Genomic DNA, 16,610 nt, shown 5'->3' with positions numbered 1-16,610 from the left:
CGCGTTTTCACGGTTTCATGGGGGCGGCATGCGATTTGCACTGAACAACGAGGTCGAAGCCTATTGGGAAGGTCTGCGCGACGGCCGCCCGATGCCCGCCAGGTCCGAGATCGACCCCCGCGGCATCGACCGCGCCCTGGGCCATACGTTCATCCTGGAAAAGGTCGCGCCGGGCATGGCCCGCTTCCGCTTGGCCGGGCAACATCTGAACCGCCTGATGGGGATGGATGTGCGCGGCATGCCGGTCAGCGCGCTGCTGGGCGCAGAAAGCCGGCCGGAATTCGCCCTGCACCTCAAGGATCTGTTCGATGGCAAGACCACGCTGCGCATCGCCCTGCACGCCAAGGGCGGCCTTGGCCGGCCCGCGCTGGGGGCGGAAATGATCCTGCTGCCGCTGAACGACCCGGCCACCGGGATCGACCGCGCCCTGGGCTGCCTGGTCAGCGACGGGCAGCTGGGCACCGCGCCGCGTCGGTTCACGATCACCGACATTCGGACCCGTGGCTTGATCCAGCCGGTGCAGCAGATCCCGGCCTTCGTCGAGGACCCCGCGCCCTTCGCGCCCCGCCCGGCCCCGCCCGCCCGGCGCCCGAAACTGCGCCTGGTCTCGGACCGGACCGACGCGCCCCATCCCAGCTGACGCATTGCCTTCTTCTTGGCCGAAATACTCCGGGGTGAATGGGCCATCGGCCCAGAGGGGCAGCGCCCCTCCCGCCTGCCCCTGAAATGCCAAAGGCCGGGACAGCGCCCGGCCTTTCACAAATCATGTGGTGACTTTCAGACCGCGGCGGCCTGACCGCTGTCGCCCTGACCGGCCAGCTCTTCGGCCACCAGAAACGCCAGTTCCAGCGCCTGGCTGGCGTTCAGCCGCGGATCGCAGGCGGTGTGATACCGGTCCGACAGATCCTCGTCCGTCACGGCCCGCACGCCGCCGGTGCATTCGGTCACGTCCTTGCCGGTCATCTCGAAATGCACGCCGCCGGCCACGGTGCCCTCGGCCCGGTGGATGGCAAAGAATTCCTGCACCTCGCCCAGCACATTGTCGAAGGGCCGCGTCTTGTAGCCGGTGGCCGATTTGATCGTGTTGCCGTGCATCGGGTCACAGGACCAGACCACATTGGCGCCCAGCTCGCGCACCGTCTTGATCAGACGCGGCAGGTGATCGCCCACCTTGCCCGCACCGAACCGCGCGATCAGGGTCAGGCGACCGGCCTCGTTCTCGGGGTTCAGCTTCTCGATCAGAACCTTCAGATCCTCTTCGGTCGTGCTGGGCCCGCATTTCAGCCCGATCGGGTTGATCACCCCGCGGGCGAATTCCACATGCGCGCCGTCGGGCTGGCGGGTGCGGTCGCCGATCCAGATCATGTGGCCGGAACCGGCGACATTCTGGCCGGTGGTGGAATCGACGCGGCACAGCGCCTCTTCGTATTCCAGCAGCAGCGCCTCGTGGCTGGTATAGAAATCGACCGTCGACAGCTTGTTGGAATTGCCGCCATCGACACCCGCCGCCGACATGAAGGCCAGCGTGTCGCTGATCCGTTCGGCCATTTCCCGGTACTTCCGTGCTTCATCCCGGTCGGTGAAGCCCAGCGTCCAGGAATGCACGCGGTGGATGTCGGCGAACCCGCCCTTGGAAAACGCGCGCAACAGGTTCAGCGACGCCGCCGCCTGGGTATAGGCCTGCAACATGCGCTGCGGATCGGGCACGCGGGCCTCTTCGGTGAAATCGAACCCGTTGATGATATCGCCGCGATAGCTGGGCAGTTCCACACCATTCACGGTTTCCGTCGGCGCCGAACGCGGCTTGGCGAATTGCCCGGCCATGCGCCCCACCTTGACCACCGGCAGCTTGGCGCCATAGGTCAGCACCACCGCCATCTGCAACAGCACCTTGAACGTGTCGCGGATCGTGTCGGCGGAAAACTCGGAAAAGCTTTCGGCGCAATCGCCCCCCTGCAACAGGAACGCCTCGCCGCGCGAAACGGCGGCCAGTTTCTGCTTCAGGCTGCGCGCCTCGCCGGCAAAGACCAGAGGCGGATATTTCGAAAGCTGCGCCTCGACCGCGTTCAGCGCTGCGGTGTCGGTATAGTCGGGCATCTGAACCCGGGGCTTCTGGCGCCAGTCGGATTTTTGCCAGGTGCTCATCTCTCTCACTCCGGTCTGCATGTGTTTAGAGTTAGGCTTTATAGGGGCGCGGCGGCCAATAGGCCACCGGAAAAAACCGTCGCGAACGGATGAAAACCGTCGATAATGGGACTGTTCCCTTGAACCGGTCCGCTAAACCTGATTTCGCTGGTGGGGGTATCGGCGCGGAGAAAGTCGTGAAAAGCAAACTGGACACTGAACTTCTGGTCGATATCGACGACCCGAATGCAAAGACCCAGACCTTTGTTTTCGTCCTGTTGCGCGAGTTTACCCTGCTCAGCTTCACCTGTGCGATCGAACCGCTGCGGCTGGCCAACCGGATGTCGGGGCGCCCGCTGTACCGCTGGCGGGTGGTCAGCGAGGATGGCGCGCCGGTCGAAAGCTCGGCCGGGACCACCATCGCCGTGGATGGCGGGCTGGACGAATGCGGGCGCGATGACGTGATCCTGCTGTGCGGCGGCATGAACATCCAGCAAAACACCGACAAAAAGCTGCTGAACTGGCTGCGGCGCGAGGCCCGGCGCGGGCTGACCATGGGCGGGCTGTGCACCGCGACCCATTCCCTGGCCGAGGCCGGGCTGCTGGACATGCGCCGCGCCACGATCCACTGGGAAAATCAGGACAGTTTCCGTGAAAACTTCGAAGAGGTGCAGCTGACCAAATCGGTCTTCGTGGTCGACGGCAACCGCTACAGCACCGCGGGCGGCACCTCGTCCATCGACCTGATGCTGTCGCTCATCGCCTCGCAACATGGCGAGCTTCTGGCCAATGCGGTGGCCGATCAGCTGATCTATTCCACGATCCGCACCGATCAGGACCAGCAACGCCTGTCGATCCCCACCCGCATCGGGGTGCGCCATCCGAAACTGGCGCAGGTGGTGCAGATGATGGAGCAGCACCTGGAAGAACCGATCAGCCCCTCGGTCCTGGCCACCGATGTGGGCCTGTCGACGCGGCAGCTGGAGCGCCTGTTCCGGCGGTACCTGAACCGCTCGCCCAAACGCTATTACATGGAATTGCGGCTGCAAAAGGCGCGCAACCTGCTGATGCAGACGGATATGAGCGTGATCAACGTGGCGCTGGCCTGTGGCTTTGCCTCGCCCAGCCATTTTTCGAAATGCTATCGCGCGCATTACGACACGACGCCCTATCGCGAACGGGGCAGCATGGCCAACCGCCTGTCGGTCTGACGCCACGGCGTCCGCAATCCGCTTTTCTTTTCCAATCGGTCAATCTAGGCTTCGATCAAAACAGATCACAACCATGGGAGTCGAAGATGAAAAAGCTGCTGATGGCCACCGCGATCGGTGCGCTTGCAACGCAAGGTGCCTGGGCGGAATCCCATTCCAATGAAATCAAGATCGGCGTCATCCTGGGCTTTACCGGGCCGATTGAATCGCTGACCCCGTCGATGGCGGGCAGCGCCGAGCTGGCCATGGCCGAGGTCACGGAATCCGGCGCCCTGTTGGGCGGCGCGATGGTGTCGCCGGTGCGCGCCGATTCCACCTGTGTCGACGCCGCCGCCGCGACGGCCGCCGCCGAACGCCTGATCACCGCCGATGGGGTCAAGGGCATCATGGGCGCCGATTGTTCCGGCGTGACCGGTGCGATCCTGGCCAATGTAGCGGTGCCCAACGGCATGGTCATGATCTCGCCCTCGTCCACGTCGCCCGGCCTGACCGCGGCCGAGGATAACGGCCTGTTCTTCCGCACCGCGCCGTCGGATGCCCGTCAGGGCGAGGTGATGGCCGGGATCATCAAGGAAAAGGGCATCGAGTCGGTCGCCGTGACCTATACCAACAACGACTATGGCAAGGGTCTGGCCGACAGCTTCGTCGCCGCGTTCGAGGCGCTTGGCGGCGCGGTGACGATCACCGCCTCGCACGAGGATGGCAAGGCTGATTACGCCGCCGAAGTGGGCGCGCTGGCCTCGGCCGGGGGCGATGCGCTGGTGGTTGCGGGCTATGTCGACCAGGGCGGCCCGGGCGTCATCCAGGGCGCGCTGGATACCGGCGCCTTCGACACGTTCGTCCTGCCCGACGGGATGATCGGCGACGCGCTGACCGAGAAATTCGGCGCCGATATCGACGGCTCGTTCGGGCAATTGCCGGGCAGCGACAGCCCCGGTGGCGATACTTTCGCCAAGCTGGCCGAAGGGTCGGAAATCACCATCGGCTCGCCCTATACCGGCGAAAGCTATGACGCGGCGGCGCTGATCATGCTGGCGATGCAGGCGGCCGGGTCCGCCGAGCCGGGCGATTACAAGGACAAGATCATGGATGTCGCCAACGCCCCGGGCGAGCCGATCTATCCCGGCGAGCTGGCCAAGGCGCTGCAGATCCTGGCCGATGGCGGTGATATCGACTATGTCGGCGCGACGGCGGTGGAACTGGTCGGCCCGGGCGAGGCCGCCGGCAGCTATCGCGAGATCGCCATCGAGGGCGGCGAAATGAAGACGGTCGGCTATCGCTGATCGCCTTTGCGGGATGAAGACCGGCGAGGCGCGGACCAACCGCGCCCGCCCACCCAGGGGATAGACATGATCAAAGTCGAGGATCTGCACCGCCATTTCGGCGGTTTCCGTGCTGTTGATGGGGCCTCGATCGAGATTGCCACGGGCTCGATCACCGGGCTGATCGGCCCCAATGGCGCGGGCAAATCCACTCTGTTCAACGTGATCGCGGGCGTGTTGCCGCCGACCTCGGGGCGGGTGACGATGGATGGCGAAGATATCACCGGCCTGCCGCCGCACGCGCTGTTTCACAAGGGGCTGCTGCGCACGTTCCAGATCGCGCATGAGTTCTCATCCATGACCGTGCGCGAGAACCTGATGATGGTCCCGGGCGGGCAATCGGGCGAAACGCTGTGGAACGCCTGGTTCGGGCGCGGACGGATCGCGGCCGAGGAACGCGCGCTGGCGGCGAAGGCCGACGAGGTGCTGGAATTTCTGACCATCGACCATCTGGCCGACGAACGCGCGGGCAACCTGTCGGGCGGGCAGAAGAAGCTGCTGGAGCTGGGCCGCACGATGATGGTCGACGCCAAGATCGTGTTCCTGGACGAGGTTGGTGCAGGCGTGAACCGCACGCTTCTGAACACCATCGGCGATGCCATTGTCCGGTTGAACCAGGAGCGCGGCTATACCTTCTGCCTGATCGAGCACGACATGGATTTCATCGCCCGCCTTTGCGACCCGGTGATCGTGATGGCCGAGGGCAAGGTGCTGGCGCAGGGCAAGGCCGACGAGATCATGAGCAACGAAGCGGTGATCGAGGCCTATCTTGGCACGGGGCTGAAGAACAAGGTTGCCGGGGGTGCGACATGACCGAAATGTTGCACGGGCCGATGGGGCGGGACGCCTCCGGCGGGAGTATTTGCACCAAGAAGAAGGGGGCGCGCCCATGACGGAACCCTTTCTGACGGCCGAGAACATGACCGGCGGTTATGGCGGCGCCGATATCCTGCATGGCTGCACGCTGACTGTTGAACGCGGGCAGATCGCGGTGATCGTGGGGCCCAATGGGGCGGGCAAGTCGACGGCGATGAAGGCGGTGTTCGGGATGCTGAACATCCATACCGGCGCGGTGCGGCTGGAGGGCGAGGATATCACCGCGCTGTCCCCGCAGGCGCGCGTGGCCAAGGGCATGGGGTTCGTGCCCCAGGTGAACAACATCTTCACCTCGATGACGGTCGAGGAGAACCTGGAGATGGGCGCCTTCCTGCGCCGCGACGATATCAGCGGCACGATCGAGCAGGTCTATACCCTGTTTCCGATCCTGCGCGACAAGCGCAATCAGGCGGCCGGAGAGCTGTCGGGCGGGCAGCGCCAGCAGGTGGCCGTGGGCCGGGCGCTGATGACGCAGCCGAAGCTTCTGATGCTGGACGAGCCCACCGCCGGGGTCAGCCCCATCGTGATGGACGAGCTGTTCGACCGCATCATCGAGGTCGCGCGGACCGGCATTTCCATCCTGATGGTGGAACAGAACGCGCGCCAGGCGCTGGAGATCGCCGATCGCGGTTACGTGCTGGTGCAGGGGCGCAATGCCTATACCGATACCGGGCAGGCGCTGTTGGCCGACCCCGAGGTTCGCCGGACATTCCTGGGGGGCTGAGGATGCGTCTGTTGCGCCATATCCTGCTGCTGGCCGTCCTGCCCTGTGGTGCCTGGGCCGCGCCGCTGACCTGCGTGGCCGAGACCCAGTGCCGGGGCGATGCCGAGCGGATGTGCGCGCCCTCGACTTTGCAGATTGAGGTTCGGGCCGAAGGCGCACGGGCGCAGTTGTGGATCGACCGTCAGGGGCCTTATGCCGCCCGGCGCGAGGCCGTCGAAGGTGGCCGCCGCTGGCGCCTGCTGGCCTTTGACGGGCACTGGCTGGATCTGGCCGCGGATGGCGGCTTTACCTATTACGGCAATCGCGGCAAGCGGTTTGCCGGGCATTGCATCGGGGGATCGGACGCCCCGGCCCCGACGGAGGGGGGATGAGATGAAACCTGTTCTGACCGTTCTGGCGGCGCTGGCCGCCCTGCCCGCCGCGGCGCGCGACTGTACCTTTGCCACCGAGTGCTTCGAGGCCGAGGCCTGTGCCGACACGCAGTTCAGCGTGACGATTTCGGACGACGGAACCACGCTGGTCACGGATTTCGGCGATCTGGCGGTGGTCTTTGCCGATGGCCCGGTGCTGGTCGCGCAGGATGCCAATGCGACCTATCTGCTGACCGACCTGCCCGAGGGCGCGCGGCTGAGCACACAGATGACCGGATCGCCCATGGTCGTGACCTATCTGGGCCAATGCGAGGCCGCCGAATGACCGACCTGTTGAACGCCCTTGTGGTGCTGGCGAATTTCGTCCTGATCCCCGCGACTGCCTATGGCAGCCAGTTGGCGCTGGGGGCGCTGGGGGTCACGCTGATCTATGGCATCCTGCGGTTTTCGAACTTCGCCCATGGCGACACGATGGCCTTTGGCACGATGGTGGTGGTGCTGGCGACCTGGGGGTTGCAGGCGCTGGGGGTCAGCATCGACCCGCTGCCCACCGCCCTGCTGGCGCTGCCGGTGGGGATTGCGGTGACGGGCGCGCTGCTGCTGGCGACCGACAAGGTGGTGTACCAGTTCTATCGCCGGCAAAAGGCGGCGCCGGTCATTCTGGTGATCGTGTCCATGGGCGTGATGTTCATCATGAACGGGCTGGTGCGGTTCATCATCGGCCCCGATGACCAGCGCTTTGCCGATGGCGCGCGCTTCGTGATCCGGGCGCGCGAGTTCAAGGAGATGACCGGCCTGGATGAGGGGCTGGCCCTGCGCAGCACGCAGCTGATCACCGTGGTGACGGCGGTGCTGGTGGTGGCGGCGCTCTTCTGGTTTTTGAACCGCACCCGCACGGGCAAGTCCATGCGCGCGTTTTCGGATAACGAGGATCTGGCGCTGCTGTCGGGCATCAACCCCGACCGGGTGGTGATGTATACTTGGCTGCTGGTGGCGGCGCTGGCGACGGTTGCGGGCACGCTTTACGGCCTCGACAAGACCTTCAAGCCCTTCACCTATTTCCAGCTTCTGCTGCCGGTCTTTGCCAGCGCCATCGTGGGCGGGCTTGGCAATCCGCTGGGCGCCATCGCGGGCGGGTTCCTGATCGCCTATTCCGAGGTGACGGTGACCTATGCCTTCAAGAAGGTGCTGGGGTATCTGATGCCCGAGGGGCTGGAGCCGCAAGGATTGGTCCAGCTGATGGCGACCGATTACAAATTCGCGGTGTCCTTCGTCATTCTGGTGATCGTGTTGCTGTTCCGGCCCACGGGGCTTTTCAAGGGGAAATCCGTATGACCCGCCGTGACGCGCTGCTGTTTGCCCTCGTCGCCCTGCTGATCATCGGCACCGGGTTTCTGCAAAGCTGGAACGCGGCCCTGACGATCCTGAACATGGGGCTGATCTCAGCGATCATGGCGCTGGGGGTGAACATGCAATGGGGCTATGCGGGCCTGTTCAACGTGGGCGTGATGGGCTTCGTGGCGCTTGGCGGGCTGGCCACGGTGCTGGTCGCCACGCCCCCGGTGCCCGAGGCCTGGTCGGCGGGCGGCGCGCGCGTGATGGCCGGGCTGGCGATCGGCGCAGCCTGGATCGCGGCGGCGGTGGTGTTGTGGAAACGCCTGCCCAAGGGGCGGCTGCGCAACCTGGGCCTGCCGGTGTTTCTGGCGCTGGGGTTCGTGATCTATCGCAGCGTCTTCACCCCCGGCGTGCAGGCGGTCGAGGCCGTGAACCCCGCCGTCACCGGCTATCTGGGCGGTCTGAACCTGCCCATCCTGCTGGCCTGGCCCGTGGGGGGGCTGCTGGCGGCGGGCGCGGCCTGGGTCATCGGCAAGACCGCGCTGGGGCTGCGGTCGGACTATCTGGCCATTGCGACGCTGGGCATTGCCGAGATCATCATCACCATCCTGAAGAACGAAGATTGGCTGGCGCGCGGCGTGAAGAACGTGATCGGCCTGCCCCGGCCTGTCCCGTACGAGGTCGATCTGCAAAACAGCGCGGATTTTGTCGACAGGGCCACGGAGATCGGGCTGGACCCGGTCACGGCCTCGACCCTGTTCGTGAAGCTTTGCTATGCGGGGCTGTTCGCGGCCGTCCTGCTGGGGCTGATCTGGCTGAGCCAAAAGGCGCTCAACAGCCCCTGGGGCCGGATGATGCGCGCGATCCGCGACAACGAGACCGCCGCCCGCGCGATGGGCAAGGACGTGACCAAGCGGCATCTGCAGATCTTCATCCTGGGCAGCGCGGTCTGCGGCATCGCGGGCGCGATGATGACCACGCTGGACGGTCAGCTGACGCCCGGCACCTATCAGCCGCTGCGCTTCACCTTCCTCATTTGGGTGATGGTGATCGTGGGCGGGTCGGGCAACAACTGGGGCGCGGTGCTGGGCGGGTTCCTGATCTGGTTCCTGTGGGTGCAGGTCGAACCGCTGGGCGCGGGCCTGATGCAGCTGATCACCGCAGGCATGGCCGATGGCTCGGCGCTCAAGGCGCACCTGCTGGACAGCGTGGCGCATATGCGGCTGCTGACGATGGGGGTGATCCTGCTGCTGGTGCTGCGGTTCAGCCCAAGGGGGTTGATCCCGGAGCGGTGAGGGATTCAGCCGTCGCAAGCGCAACCCGCACCTACACGGCACGACTTGTCTCGACTTATGCAGCTATTGCCGCACGCCTTGCCTTTCCGGCAGACTTTGCAACACGCGGCAGGATAAATCTGTCTCGGTTGGGTTGAACCGATCATATCAGAAAGCGTTCTGAGACTCGCCTTACCACTCTGTTGGGCAAACAGCGGATCGCAATTCACAATCATTAGAAGTGTTAACACAGCTAAGCGCGCCATGAGGATTATGAATTTCCCGAAGCCTGAAATTAACAAACCTTAACATGCAATTAATTTTGGCGCCACCTATTGGTGTCTGCGAGGTGGTTTGTGAGCGACATGATTTGTCGCAACTCGACATGACCGCCCCGCCCCGCAAGGCCACGCTGGCAGGGAAGCGGCCCTAGAACAGCGGAGCGATCCCATGAAAACCACCACCCAGGTCTGTGTCATCGGCGGCGGGGTCGTCGGGTGTTCGGTGCTTTATCACCTGACCAAACTGGGCTGGTCGGATGTGATGCTGCTGGAACGGTCGGAGCTGACCAGCGGCTCGACCTGGCATGCGGCGGGCGGGTTTCATACGCTGAATGGCGATACTAATATGGCCGCGCTTCAGGGCTATACGATCGGGCTTTATAAAGAGCTGGAAGAGATCACCGGTATGTCCTGCGGCCTGCACCATGTGGGCGGCATTACGCTGGCCGATACCCAGGAGCGGTTCGACATGCTGAAGGCCGAGCGTGCCAAGCATCGCTATATGGGTCTGCACACCGAAATCCTGGGCCCGGCCGAGATCAAACAGCGCGCCGAGCTGGTGAATATCGACGGTGTCGTGGGCGGGCTTTACGACCCGCTGGACGGGCATCTGGACCCGTCGGGCACCACCCATGCCTATGCCCGCGCCGCCAAGCTGGCCGGGGCCAGCATCGAAACCCATTGCCGCGTCACGGAAACCAACCAGCGCGCCGATGGCACCTGGGATGTGGTGACCGACAAGGGCAGGATCCATGCCGAACATGTGGTCAATGCCGGTGGCCTCTGGGCGCGCGAGGTGGGCGCGATGGCGGGCATCTATTTCCCCCTGCTGCCGATGGCGCACCAGTATATCGTGACCGACGACATCCCCGAGATTTACGAGCGTGGCGCGGAATTCCCGCATGTGATCGACCCCGGCGGCGAAAGCTACCTGCGGCAGGAAGGCCGGGGCCTCTGCATCGGGTTCTATGAAAAACCGTGCGAGGCCTGGGCGCTGGACGGCACGCCCTGGGATTTCGGGCATGAACTGCTGCCCGACAATCTCGACAAGGTCGAGGCCAGCATCGAATTCGCCTATCGCCGCTTCCCGGTGCTGGAACGCGCAGGCGTCAAACGGGTGATCCACGGGCCCTTCACCTTTGCCCCCGATGGCAACCCGCTGGTGGGCCCGGTGCCGGGGGTGCGGAATTATTGGTCCGCCTGTGCGGTGATGGCGGGGTTCAGCCAGGGCGGCGGCGTCGGCCTGACCCTGGCGCAATGGATGATCGAGGGCGAACCGGCGCAGAACAGTTTCGCGCTGGATTGCGCGCGCTTCGGCGACTGGATCACGCCGGGCTACTCGCACCCCAAGATCATCGAGAATTACCAGAACCGCTTTTCGGTCAGCTACCCGAACGAGGAACTGCCCGCCGCGCGCCCCAACAAGACCACGCCGATGTATGACATCTTCGATCGCCTGGGCGCGGTCTGGGGCCAGCAATTCGGGCTGGAGGTGGTGAATTACTTCGCCCAAGGGGACGAACCCCGCTATGAAACCCCGACCTTCCGCCGGTCGAACGCGTGGGAGGCCACCGCGCGCGAGGTCCGCGCCGTCCGCGCTGCCGTCGGCATCAATGAGCTGCAGAATTTCGGCAAGTTCCGCGTGACCGGCCCCCATGCCCGCGCCTGGCTCGACCGGATCATGGCGGGCCGCATCCCCGCGCCGGGGCGGCTGAGCCTGACACCCATGCTCTCGCCCAAGGGCCGGCTGATCGGGGATTTCACCGTGTCCTGCCTCAGCGATACCGAATTCCAGCTGACCGCCAGCTATGGCAGCCAGGCCTGGCATCACCGCTGGTTTCAGCAGAACGCCGCCGATGGCGCGCGGGTCGAAAACATCTCGGACCGGCGCACGGGGTTCCAGATCGCGGGGCCGAACGCGCGCGAACTGCTGGCGCGCTGCACCCGCGCCGACGTGGCGTCGATGGCATTCCTGGATGTGCGGCGCATGACCGTGGGCATGGCCGACTGCATCGTGCAGCGCGTCAGCTATACCGGCGATCTGGGGTACGAGATCTATTGCGACCCGATGCAGCAACGCGCGCTGTGGCAGATCCTGTGGGACCGGGGCCAGGACCTGGGCCTGCGGCCCTTCGGCATGCGCGCGATGATGAGCCTGCGTCTGGACAAGTTCTTCGGCGCCTGGCTGCGCGAATACAGCCCCGATTACACCGCCGCCGAAACCGGGCTGGACCGGTTCATCGCCTTCGACAAACCCGTGGATTTCATCGGCCGCAGCCCGGCGCTGGCTGAACGCGACAGCGGCGCGGCGCGGAAACTCTGCGCCTTTGTGGTCGATGCCGACGATGCCGACGTGATCGCCCATGAGCCGATCTGGATCGACGGCACGGTTCAGGGCTTCTGCACCTCGGGCGGCTATGCCCACCACACCGGCACATCCGTGGCGCTGGGGTTGATCCCGACCGCGATGGCGCGCGACGGGCTGAAGGTGCAGATCGAACTCCTCGGCCAGATGCGCGACGCCACGCTGGTCACGACCCCGCTTTTCGACCCCGATGGCACCCGGATGCGTGGCTGATCCCGGCCCCCTTCATTGCTCCGCGAAATACTCCGGGGTGAATGGCCCGGAGCCTGCTCCGGGACAGAGGGGCAGCGCCCCTTGCCTTGCGCCACCGGTCGGGCGGGCTAGACTGCGCCCATGACACGGCTGCTGATCCTGATCCCCGCCGCGGGGCAATCGTCGCGCATGCGCGGCGACGATAAATTGCTGCGCATGGTGGACGGGCAACCGCTGCTGACCCGCCAAGTGGCGCGGGCGCGCGGTACGGGGCAAAAGGTGCTGGTCACCCTGCCCCACGACCGGCCCGCGCGGCGCAGGACGCTGGCCGCCGCGCCGCGCGTGACCCTGACGGATATCGACGGGACCCAGGGGATGAGCGCATCGCTCCGCGCCGGTGCCGCGGCCTGTCTGGGCGAGCCGGCCCTTGCGGGGCTGCTGATCGCCCTGCCCGACATGCCCGATATCACCACGGCGGATATGAACCGGCTGATTGCGTGCTTCGTGGGGGCGCCCGACCGGGTCTGCCGCGCGGCCACGCCCGATGGGCGCGCGGGCCATCCGGTGATCCTGCCCCGGCGGCTTTGCCCCGCGATTGCGGCGCTGACCGGGGACACCGGCGCCAAGGCGATCCTGACGGCCGAGGACGCAGACCTGATCGCGCTGCCGGACGACCGCGCGCTGCGCGATCTGGACACGCCAGAGGATTGGCAGGCGTGGGAGGCGCGTCAGCGCTGAAGCGCGCGCGCCTCGGCCTCGGACAGGGCGCGCCGGGCGGTCGGAAAGGCCGCGTCATCCGACGCCTTGCGCAACTCGGGAAACAGATCCAGGATCTCGGTCCGCTGCGCGTTGCCCATCCCCTGCAACGCCGCGCCCGAGGGCTGAAAGCTTTCGGTCCAGCAGCCGTTGCTCAGCACCGCCTCGTGCCGGTCGCACATGAAATGGACATAGCGCACGGGGCGCGGCCCCGCCCCCTCGATCCCCTTGTGATTGATCAGATATTTCGCCGCGGCAAAGACCTCCTGCTCGGCGAAATAAAGCGCGGTGCGGTCGTTGGCGACCAGCACCCGGTGATTGGGGCTCAGCATCATGTCGCGCTCGGGCAGACCGTCGCCCAGGGCCCCGCGCCGCAACAGCACCGGTTGCAGATCGGCTGCCCGCGCCAGCTGTTCGGCGGCCAGATCGCGGCGCCCGGTCCAGCGGATCGTCTGGATGCCATTGTCGCGGGTGATCACCTGATCGCCGGGGCGCAGATCCTCGACCGGGCGCTCGCCCACCGGCGTCGCGATGGCGGTTCCCGGCGTGAAACAGGGCGTCACCGCCCCGGCCATGGTCGAATTGTCGTGAAATGCGTCGCGGATCCTGCCGGATCCTTCCGCCGCCCCCGCAACGGATTGCAGGTTCTGCGTCATCTTTCCCCACCCCCTGTCCGGCACTCACCCCCGGACACCGTTACCAAAACCCCGCCCCCGGGGCCGACTTGAACACTGCCCCGCCAGGGGCCGAAAACACAGGAGTGTGTGAGACGCCAGAGAAACGGATCTTCCCCTATTCCCACTGGTCAAAAAAACTCAAAGCATCGCCTACGCTACCCAAGACGCATTTCTTGCATCTGGCTGTCTCACACCTCCTGACCCGCCGACGAAACGCGGACGTTCCTGGGGGCACACATGGTTCAGAAGCGCTGCAAAGGTGTCCTATTCCGATTTTCCGAAGCGAAAACCGCAGAATGGCGGTTGGCAGATTTCGCGTCGGAAACGCACGTTCGATGGGTTTGTCACCCCGTCCGCGCACCCGTACCTTTGCGCATCTTCTGATGCGTCTTCCACGTGTGGCCGCCGCGAGAACATCGATCTTCGTCTCGTGTCGGGCAGGTCATTTCTAGCCCGCCGCCCGCAGCGCACAAAGGCCAAAATCAGGGGGGTAAGGCAATCCAGACCGGGGTGTTGCCCAAATTTGGCCACATACCTGCCCGAAAGGACAGGTTTGAAAATCGGCATTGTTTCCGGATCGCGCACACAGCCCCGCTCTTTTCAAACTGTTCAGTTTGATAAACCGCATTTTCGAAACAGTTCTGCACGCCAGGGATGTGTTGACCTGCCATTTACCGGCGTTTTCGGGCTTTTTGTCGATTCAGCGTGAACAATCCGCAGTCAAGTTGGATTTTTTACGTCCGCACAACCACAAGATGAAGCGCAGTATTTCAGTGTTTTTACTTTCGCATCAGTCTTGACCGATTCCCGCCATTGATGGCGTCAAAAAACGGACAGACGGCGGAAATCCGCGAATCGCGCTAAACGAAACCTTAAGATCGGGAGATCGGGTTATGCTGGTGCCCGAGGAGAGACTCGAACTCTCACGATGTTGCCATCGGGGGATTTTGAATCCCCTGCGTCTACCATTCCGCCACTCGGGCCAGCGATCTGCGGTTTAGCCCGCCCGGCCCGTGTGGTCAATTGCAGAACGTGCGGCCCGTCACAGCCGCTCGGCGCCGAACGTATCGCAGGCCTCCAGCCGGCCGGTTTCATAGCCCGTGGCGAACCAGCGCTGCCGCTGTTCCGACGTGCCATGGGTAAAGGTATGCGGCATCGGACGGCGCCCGGCATTGCGTTGCAGCGTGTCGTCGCCGATCTGGCGTGCAGCGTTCAGCGCTTCTTTCAGGTCGCCGCGTTCCAGCGCGCCGAAGCGTTCCTCGACATGGCGGGCCCAGATCCCGGAATAGCAATCGGCCTGAAGCTCGATCATGACCGAGATCCGGTTGGAATCGGCCTGTCCCACCTGCGCGCGGATCTGGTTGGCCTTGGACAGGATGCCCAGCTCGTTCTGAACGTGATGGGCAACCTCATGCGCCACCACATAGGCCGCGGCGAAATCGCCCCCCGCGCCCATGCGCCGTTCCATTGTCGCGAAGAAATCGGTGTCCAGATAGGCCTTGCGGTCGCCCGGACAGTAAAACGGCCCCGAGGCGCCATTGGCCCCGCCGCAGGGCGACGCGGTCGCGCCCTTGAACAGCACCAGCGTGGGCTGATCATACTGGCGCCCCAGCTGCTGGCGAAAGATCTCGTCCCAGACCGCTTCGGTATCGGCCAGCACGACCGATACGAACTGCCCGGCCTTTTCGTCGGCGGCGGTGATCTGGCCGCCACCGGTCGTCTGCACCTGGCCGGTCCCGGTGCCCTGCAACAGCGGGCGCACATCGACCCCCAGGAAATAGCCGATCGCCAGCACCGCGATAAGCCCGATACCACCGATCCCGCCCGTGCGCGCCACACCGCCGCTGCGGCGCCGATCCTCGATATTGCGGCTGCCGCGCCGTCCCTGCCATCTCATGCCGATTGTCCCCCATGTCTGTCGGTTTCCCATCTGATACGGGGCCCGCGCCCTTTTCAAGGGGAAGAGCGGCTTGACCTTACCCCCTGCGCCATGCTCAAGCAGGGACAGTATATAGTTCAAGGCGCCAACATTGATGCTTCGCAAACTTTACGATTGGACCCTGTCGCTGGCCGACAGCCGTCATGCCCTGTGGGCGCTGGCCTTCGTGGCCTTCGTCGAAAGCTCGGTCTTTCCGATCCCCCCCGACATCCTGATGATCCCGATGATCATCGCCCGCCCCTCGCGCGCGTTCGTCATCGCGGGTGTGGCCACGGTCGCGTCGGTGCTGGGCGGGCTGCTGGGCTATTACATCGGCTGGGGCCTGTTCGAAAGCGTGGGACGCCCGGTGTTGGAGTTCTATGGCAAGGACGCCTATTTCGACGATTTCTCGGCCCGCTACAATGAATGGGGCGCCTGGGCGGTGCTGATCGCGGGCGTCACGCCCTTCCCGTTCAAGGTCATCACGATCCTGTCGGGCTCGACCGGGCTGAACCTGGGCATCTTCCTGATCGCCAGCATCATCGCCCGTGGCTTGCGGTTCTTCGTGGTGGCGGCGCTGTTGTGGAAATTCGGCACACCCATTCGTGATTTCATCGAAAGACGGCTGGGTCTTATGTTCACGCTGTTTGTCGTGATTCTGCTGGGCGGGTTCTATCTGGTGAAGTATCTATGACGCGCAACACCCTGATCGTGTTGGCTTTTGGCGGATCGGCGCTGCTGCTGGCCGGGGCCTTTGCATTCCAGCATCTGGGCGGTCTGGCGCCCTGTGCGATGTGCCTGTGGCAACGCTGGCCCCATGCGGCCGCCGTGCTGATCGGGATCGTCGCGCTGATGCTGCGCGGCCCCGCGCTGCCGCTGCTGGGCGCGCTGGCGGCGGCGGTGACCAGCGGGCTGGGCATCTATCACACCGGGGTCGAGCGCGACTGGTGGGAGGGGCCGTCGTCCTGCACCTCGTCCGGGCCGGGGCTGAGCGGTTTGTCGGGCAGCGATCTGCTGAGCGTCGACACCGCGCCGCAGCTGGTCCTGTGCGATCAGGTCGCGTGGGAGATGCTGGGCCTGTCGATGGCCAGCTGGAACGCGCTGTGGTCGGCGATGCTGGTGGGGCTGTGGCTGCTGGCGGCGCGGCGCGCCTGACCAAAACGGCGCAGCGCCCCGCCATTTTG

The 16,610-nt window shown here is 65.1% G+C and carries 16 protein-coding genes and 1 tRNA gene; 13 read left to right on the top strand and 4 right to left on the bottom strand.

The window, feature by feature from the left end; translation table 11 throughout:
* Positions 1-28: 28 nt before the first annotated feature.
* On the top strand, positions 29-640 hold the full coding sequence (locus CLM60_RS13485) for a PAS domain-containing protein (RefSeq protein WP_176473879.1): 612 nt from the start codon (positions 29-31) through the stop codon (positions 638-640).
* 137 nt (positions 641-777) lie between these two features.
* Here the strand turns inward: CLM60_RS13485 and CLM60_RS13480 are convergent, their stop codons facing one another.
* A complete protein-coding gene (locus CLM60_RS13480; protein WP_095589660.1) occupies positions 778-2,145 on the bottom strand; it encodes a class II 3-deoxy-7-phosphoheptulonate synthase in 1,368 nt (455 codons plus the stop codon).
* 212 nt (positions 2,146-2,357) lie between these two features.
* On the opposite strand from CLM60_RS13480, the gene CLM60_RS13475 reads away from it, so the two are divergent.
* The 10 genes from CLM60_RS13475 (at position 2,358) to CLM60_RS13430 (ending at position 12,813) form a co-directional block, all read left to right on the top strand.
* Positions 2,358-3,335, top strand: a complete 978-nt coding sequence (locus CLM60_RS13475) for a GlxA family transcriptional regulator (RefSeq protein WP_425427247.1) — start codon at positions 2,358-2,360, stop codon at positions 3,333-3,335.
* An 86-nt stretch (positions 3,336-3,421) separates the two neighbouring features.
* Positions 3,422-4,618, top strand: coding sequence for an ABC transporter substrate-binding protein (locus CLM60_RS13470; RefSeq protein WP_095589658.1), 1,197 nt, complete (start codon positions 3,422-3,424; stop codon positions 4,616-4,618).
* Between the two features lie 66 nt (positions 4,619-4,684).
* A complete protein-coding gene (locus tag CLM60_RS13465; RefSeq protein ID WP_095589657.1) occupies positions 4,685-5,470 on the top strand; it encodes an ABC transporter ATP-binding protein in 786 nt (261 codons plus the stop codon).
* A gap of 76 nt (positions 5,471-5,546) precedes the next feature.
* The gene (locus tag CLM60_RS13460) at positions 5,547-6,257 is read left to right on the top strand and encodes an ABC transporter ATP-binding protein (RefSeq protein WP_095589656.1); all 711 of its coding nucleotides are present in this window, start codon (positions 5,547-5,549) and stop codon (positions 6,255-6,257) included.
* A 2-nt stretch (positions 6,258-6,259) separates the two neighbouring features.
* Positions 6,260-6,628, top strand: a complete 369-nt coding sequence (locus CLM60_RS13455; RefSeq protein ID WP_095589655.1) for a hypothetical protein — start codon at positions 6,260-6,262, stop codon at positions 6,626-6,628.
* Between the two features lies 1 nt (position 6,629).
* Complete coding sequence (locus CLM60_RS13450) at positions 6,630-6,953, top strand: hypothetical protein (protein ID WP_095589654.1); 324 nt, start codon at positions 6,630-6,632, stop codon at positions 6,951-6,953.
* Entirely contained in the window at positions 6,950-7,963 is a 1,014-nt protein-coding gene (locus CLM60_RS13445; protein WP_095589653.1) for a branched-chain amino acid ABC transporter permease, read from the top strand. The genes CLM60_RS13450 and CLM60_RS13445 overlap by 4 nt, the downstream gene beginning before the upstream one ends.
* Positions 7,960-9,258: a branched-chain amino acid ABC transporter permease gene (locus tag CLM60_RS13440; RefSeq protein WP_095589652.1), complete on the top strand. Its 1,299-nt coding sequence runs from the start codon at positions 7,960-7,962 to the stop codon at positions 9,256-9,258. Before CLM60_RS13445 ends, CLM60_RS13440 begins: the two co-directional genes overlap by 4 nt.
* Before the next feature lie 429 nt (positions 9,259-9,687).
* Positions 9,688-12,096 carry an FAD-dependent oxidoreductase gene (locus CLM60_RS13435; RefSeq protein WP_095589651.1) on the top strand — a complete coding sequence of 803 codons (2,409 nt, stop codon included), beginning with the start codon at positions 9,688-9,690 and terminating at the stop codon, positions 12,094-12,096.
* Positions 12,097-12,216: 120 nt separating this feature from the next.
* Complete coding sequence (locus tag CLM60_RS13430; RefSeq protein ID WP_095589650.1) at positions 12,217-12,813, top strand: nucleotidyltransferase family protein; 597 nt, start codon at positions 12,217-12,219, stop codon at positions 12,811-12,813.
* Here the strand turns inward: CLM60_RS13430 and CLM60_RS13425 are convergent.
* The 3 genes from CLM60_RS13425 to ypfJ form a co-directional block, all read right to left on the bottom strand.
* Positions 12,804-13,487: a Hint domain-containing protein gene (locus tag CLM60_RS13425; protein ID WP_176473878.1), complete on the bottom strand. Its 684-nt coding sequence runs from the start codon at positions 13,485-13,487 to the stop codon at positions 12,804-12,806. The two genes, CLM60_RS13430 and CLM60_RS13425, sit on opposite strands and share 10 nt — an antisense overlap.
* Positions 13,488-14,405: 918 nt before the next feature.
* A tRNA-Leu gene (locus CLM60_RS13420) sits at positions 14,406-14,491 on the bottom strand.
* Positions 14,492-14,550: 59 nt separating this feature from the next.
* Positions 14,551-15,405 carry a KPN_02809 family neutral zinc metallopeptidase gene (gene ypfJ, locus CLM60_RS13415; RefSeq protein ID WP_095589649.1) on the bottom strand — a complete coding sequence of 285 codons (855 nt, stop codon included), beginning with the start codon at positions 15,403-15,405 and terminating at the stop codon, positions 14,551-14,553.
* 136 nt (positions 15,406-15,541) lie between these two features.
* Here ypfJ and CLM60_RS13410 point away from each other — a divergent pair, with 136 nt between their 5' ends.
* Positions 15,542-16,120: a YqaA family protein gene (locus CLM60_RS13410; RefSeq protein WP_095589648.1), complete on the top strand. Its 579-nt coding sequence runs from the start codon at positions 15,542-15,544 to the stop codon at positions 16,118-16,120.
* Positions 16,117-16,581 carry a disulfide bond formation protein B gene (locus CLM60_RS13405; protein ID WP_095589647.1) on the top strand — a complete coding sequence of 155 codons (465 nt, stop codon included), beginning with the start codon at positions 16,117-16,119 and terminating at the stop codon, positions 16,579-16,581. The genes CLM60_RS13410 and CLM60_RS13405 overlap by 4 nt, the downstream gene beginning before the upstream one ends.
* Positions 16,582-16,610 lie beyond the last annotated feature (29 nt).

The sequence above is a fragment of the Actibacterium ureilyticum genome (assembly GCF_002285435.1).
In the GTDB taxonomy this organism is placed as follows: domain Bacteria; phylum Pseudomonadota; class Alphaproteobacteria; order Rhodobacterales; family Rhodobacteraceae; genus Actibacterium_C; species Actibacterium_C ureilyticum.
This window is presented reverse-complemented; position numbering and strand designations above follow the sequence as displayed.

Bases quoted from the DNA above. Each gene is read 5' to 3' on its own strand.
- CLM60_RS13485 (WP_176473879.1), top strand. From the start codon at position 29: ATGCGATTTGCACTGAACAACGAGGTCGAAGCCTATTGGGAAGGTCTG.
- CLM60_RS13480 (WP_095589660.1), bottom strand. From the start codon at position 2,145: ATGAGCACCTGGCAAAAATCCGACTGGCGCCAGAAGCCCCGGGTTCAG.
- CLM60_RS13470 (WP_095589658.1), top strand. From the start codon at position 3,422: ATGAAAAAGCTGCTGATGGCCACCGCGATCGGTGCGCTTGCAACGCAA.
- CLM60_RS13465 (WP_095589657.1), top strand. From the start codon at position 4,685: ATGATCAAAGTCGAGGATCTGCACCGCCATTTCGGCGGTTTCCGTGCT.
- CLM60_RS13460 (WP_095589656.1), top strand. From the start codon at position 5,547: ATGACGGAACCCTTTCTGACGGCCGAGAACATGACCGGCGGTTATGGC.
- CLM60_RS13455 (WP_095589655.1), top strand. From the start codon at position 6,260: ATGCGTCTGTTGCGCCATATCCTGCTGCTGGCCGTCCTGCCCTGTGGT.
- CLM60_RS13450 (WP_095589654.1), top strand. From the start codon at position 6,630: ATGAAACCTGTTCTGACCGTTCTGGCGGCGCTGGCCGCCCTGCCCGCC.
- CLM60_RS13445 (WP_095589653.1), top strand. From the start codon at position 6,950: ATGACCGACCTGTTGAACGCCCTTGTGGTGCTGGCGAATTTCGTCCTG.
- CLM60_RS13440 (WP_095589652.1), top strand. From the start codon at position 7,960: ATGACCCGCCGTGACGCGCTGCTGTTTGCCCTCGTCGCCCTGCTGATC.
- CLM60_RS13435 (WP_095589651.1), top strand. From the start codon at position 9,688: ATGAAAACCACCACCCAGGTCTGTGTCATCGGCGGCGGGGTCGTCGGG.
- CLM60_RS13430 (WP_095589650.1), top strand. From the start codon at position 12,217: ATGACACGGCTGCTGATCCTGATCCCCGCCGCGGGGCAATCGTCGCGC.
- CLM60_RS13425 (WP_176473878.1), bottom strand. From the start codon at position 13,487: ATGACGCAGAACCTGCAATCCGTTGCGGGGGCGGCGGAAGGATCCGGC.
- ypfJ (WP_095589649.1), bottom strand. From the start codon at position 15,405: ATGAGATGGCAGGGACGGCGCGGCAGCCGCAATATCGAGGATCGGCGC.
- CLM60_RS13410 (WP_095589648.1), top strand. From the start codon at position 15,542: ATGCTTCGCAAACTTTACGATTGGACCCTGTCGCTGGCCGACAGCCGT.
- CLM60_RS13405 (WP_095589647.1), top strand. From the start codon at position 16,117: ATGACGCGCAACACCCTGATCGTGTTGGCTTTTGGCGGATCGGCGCTG.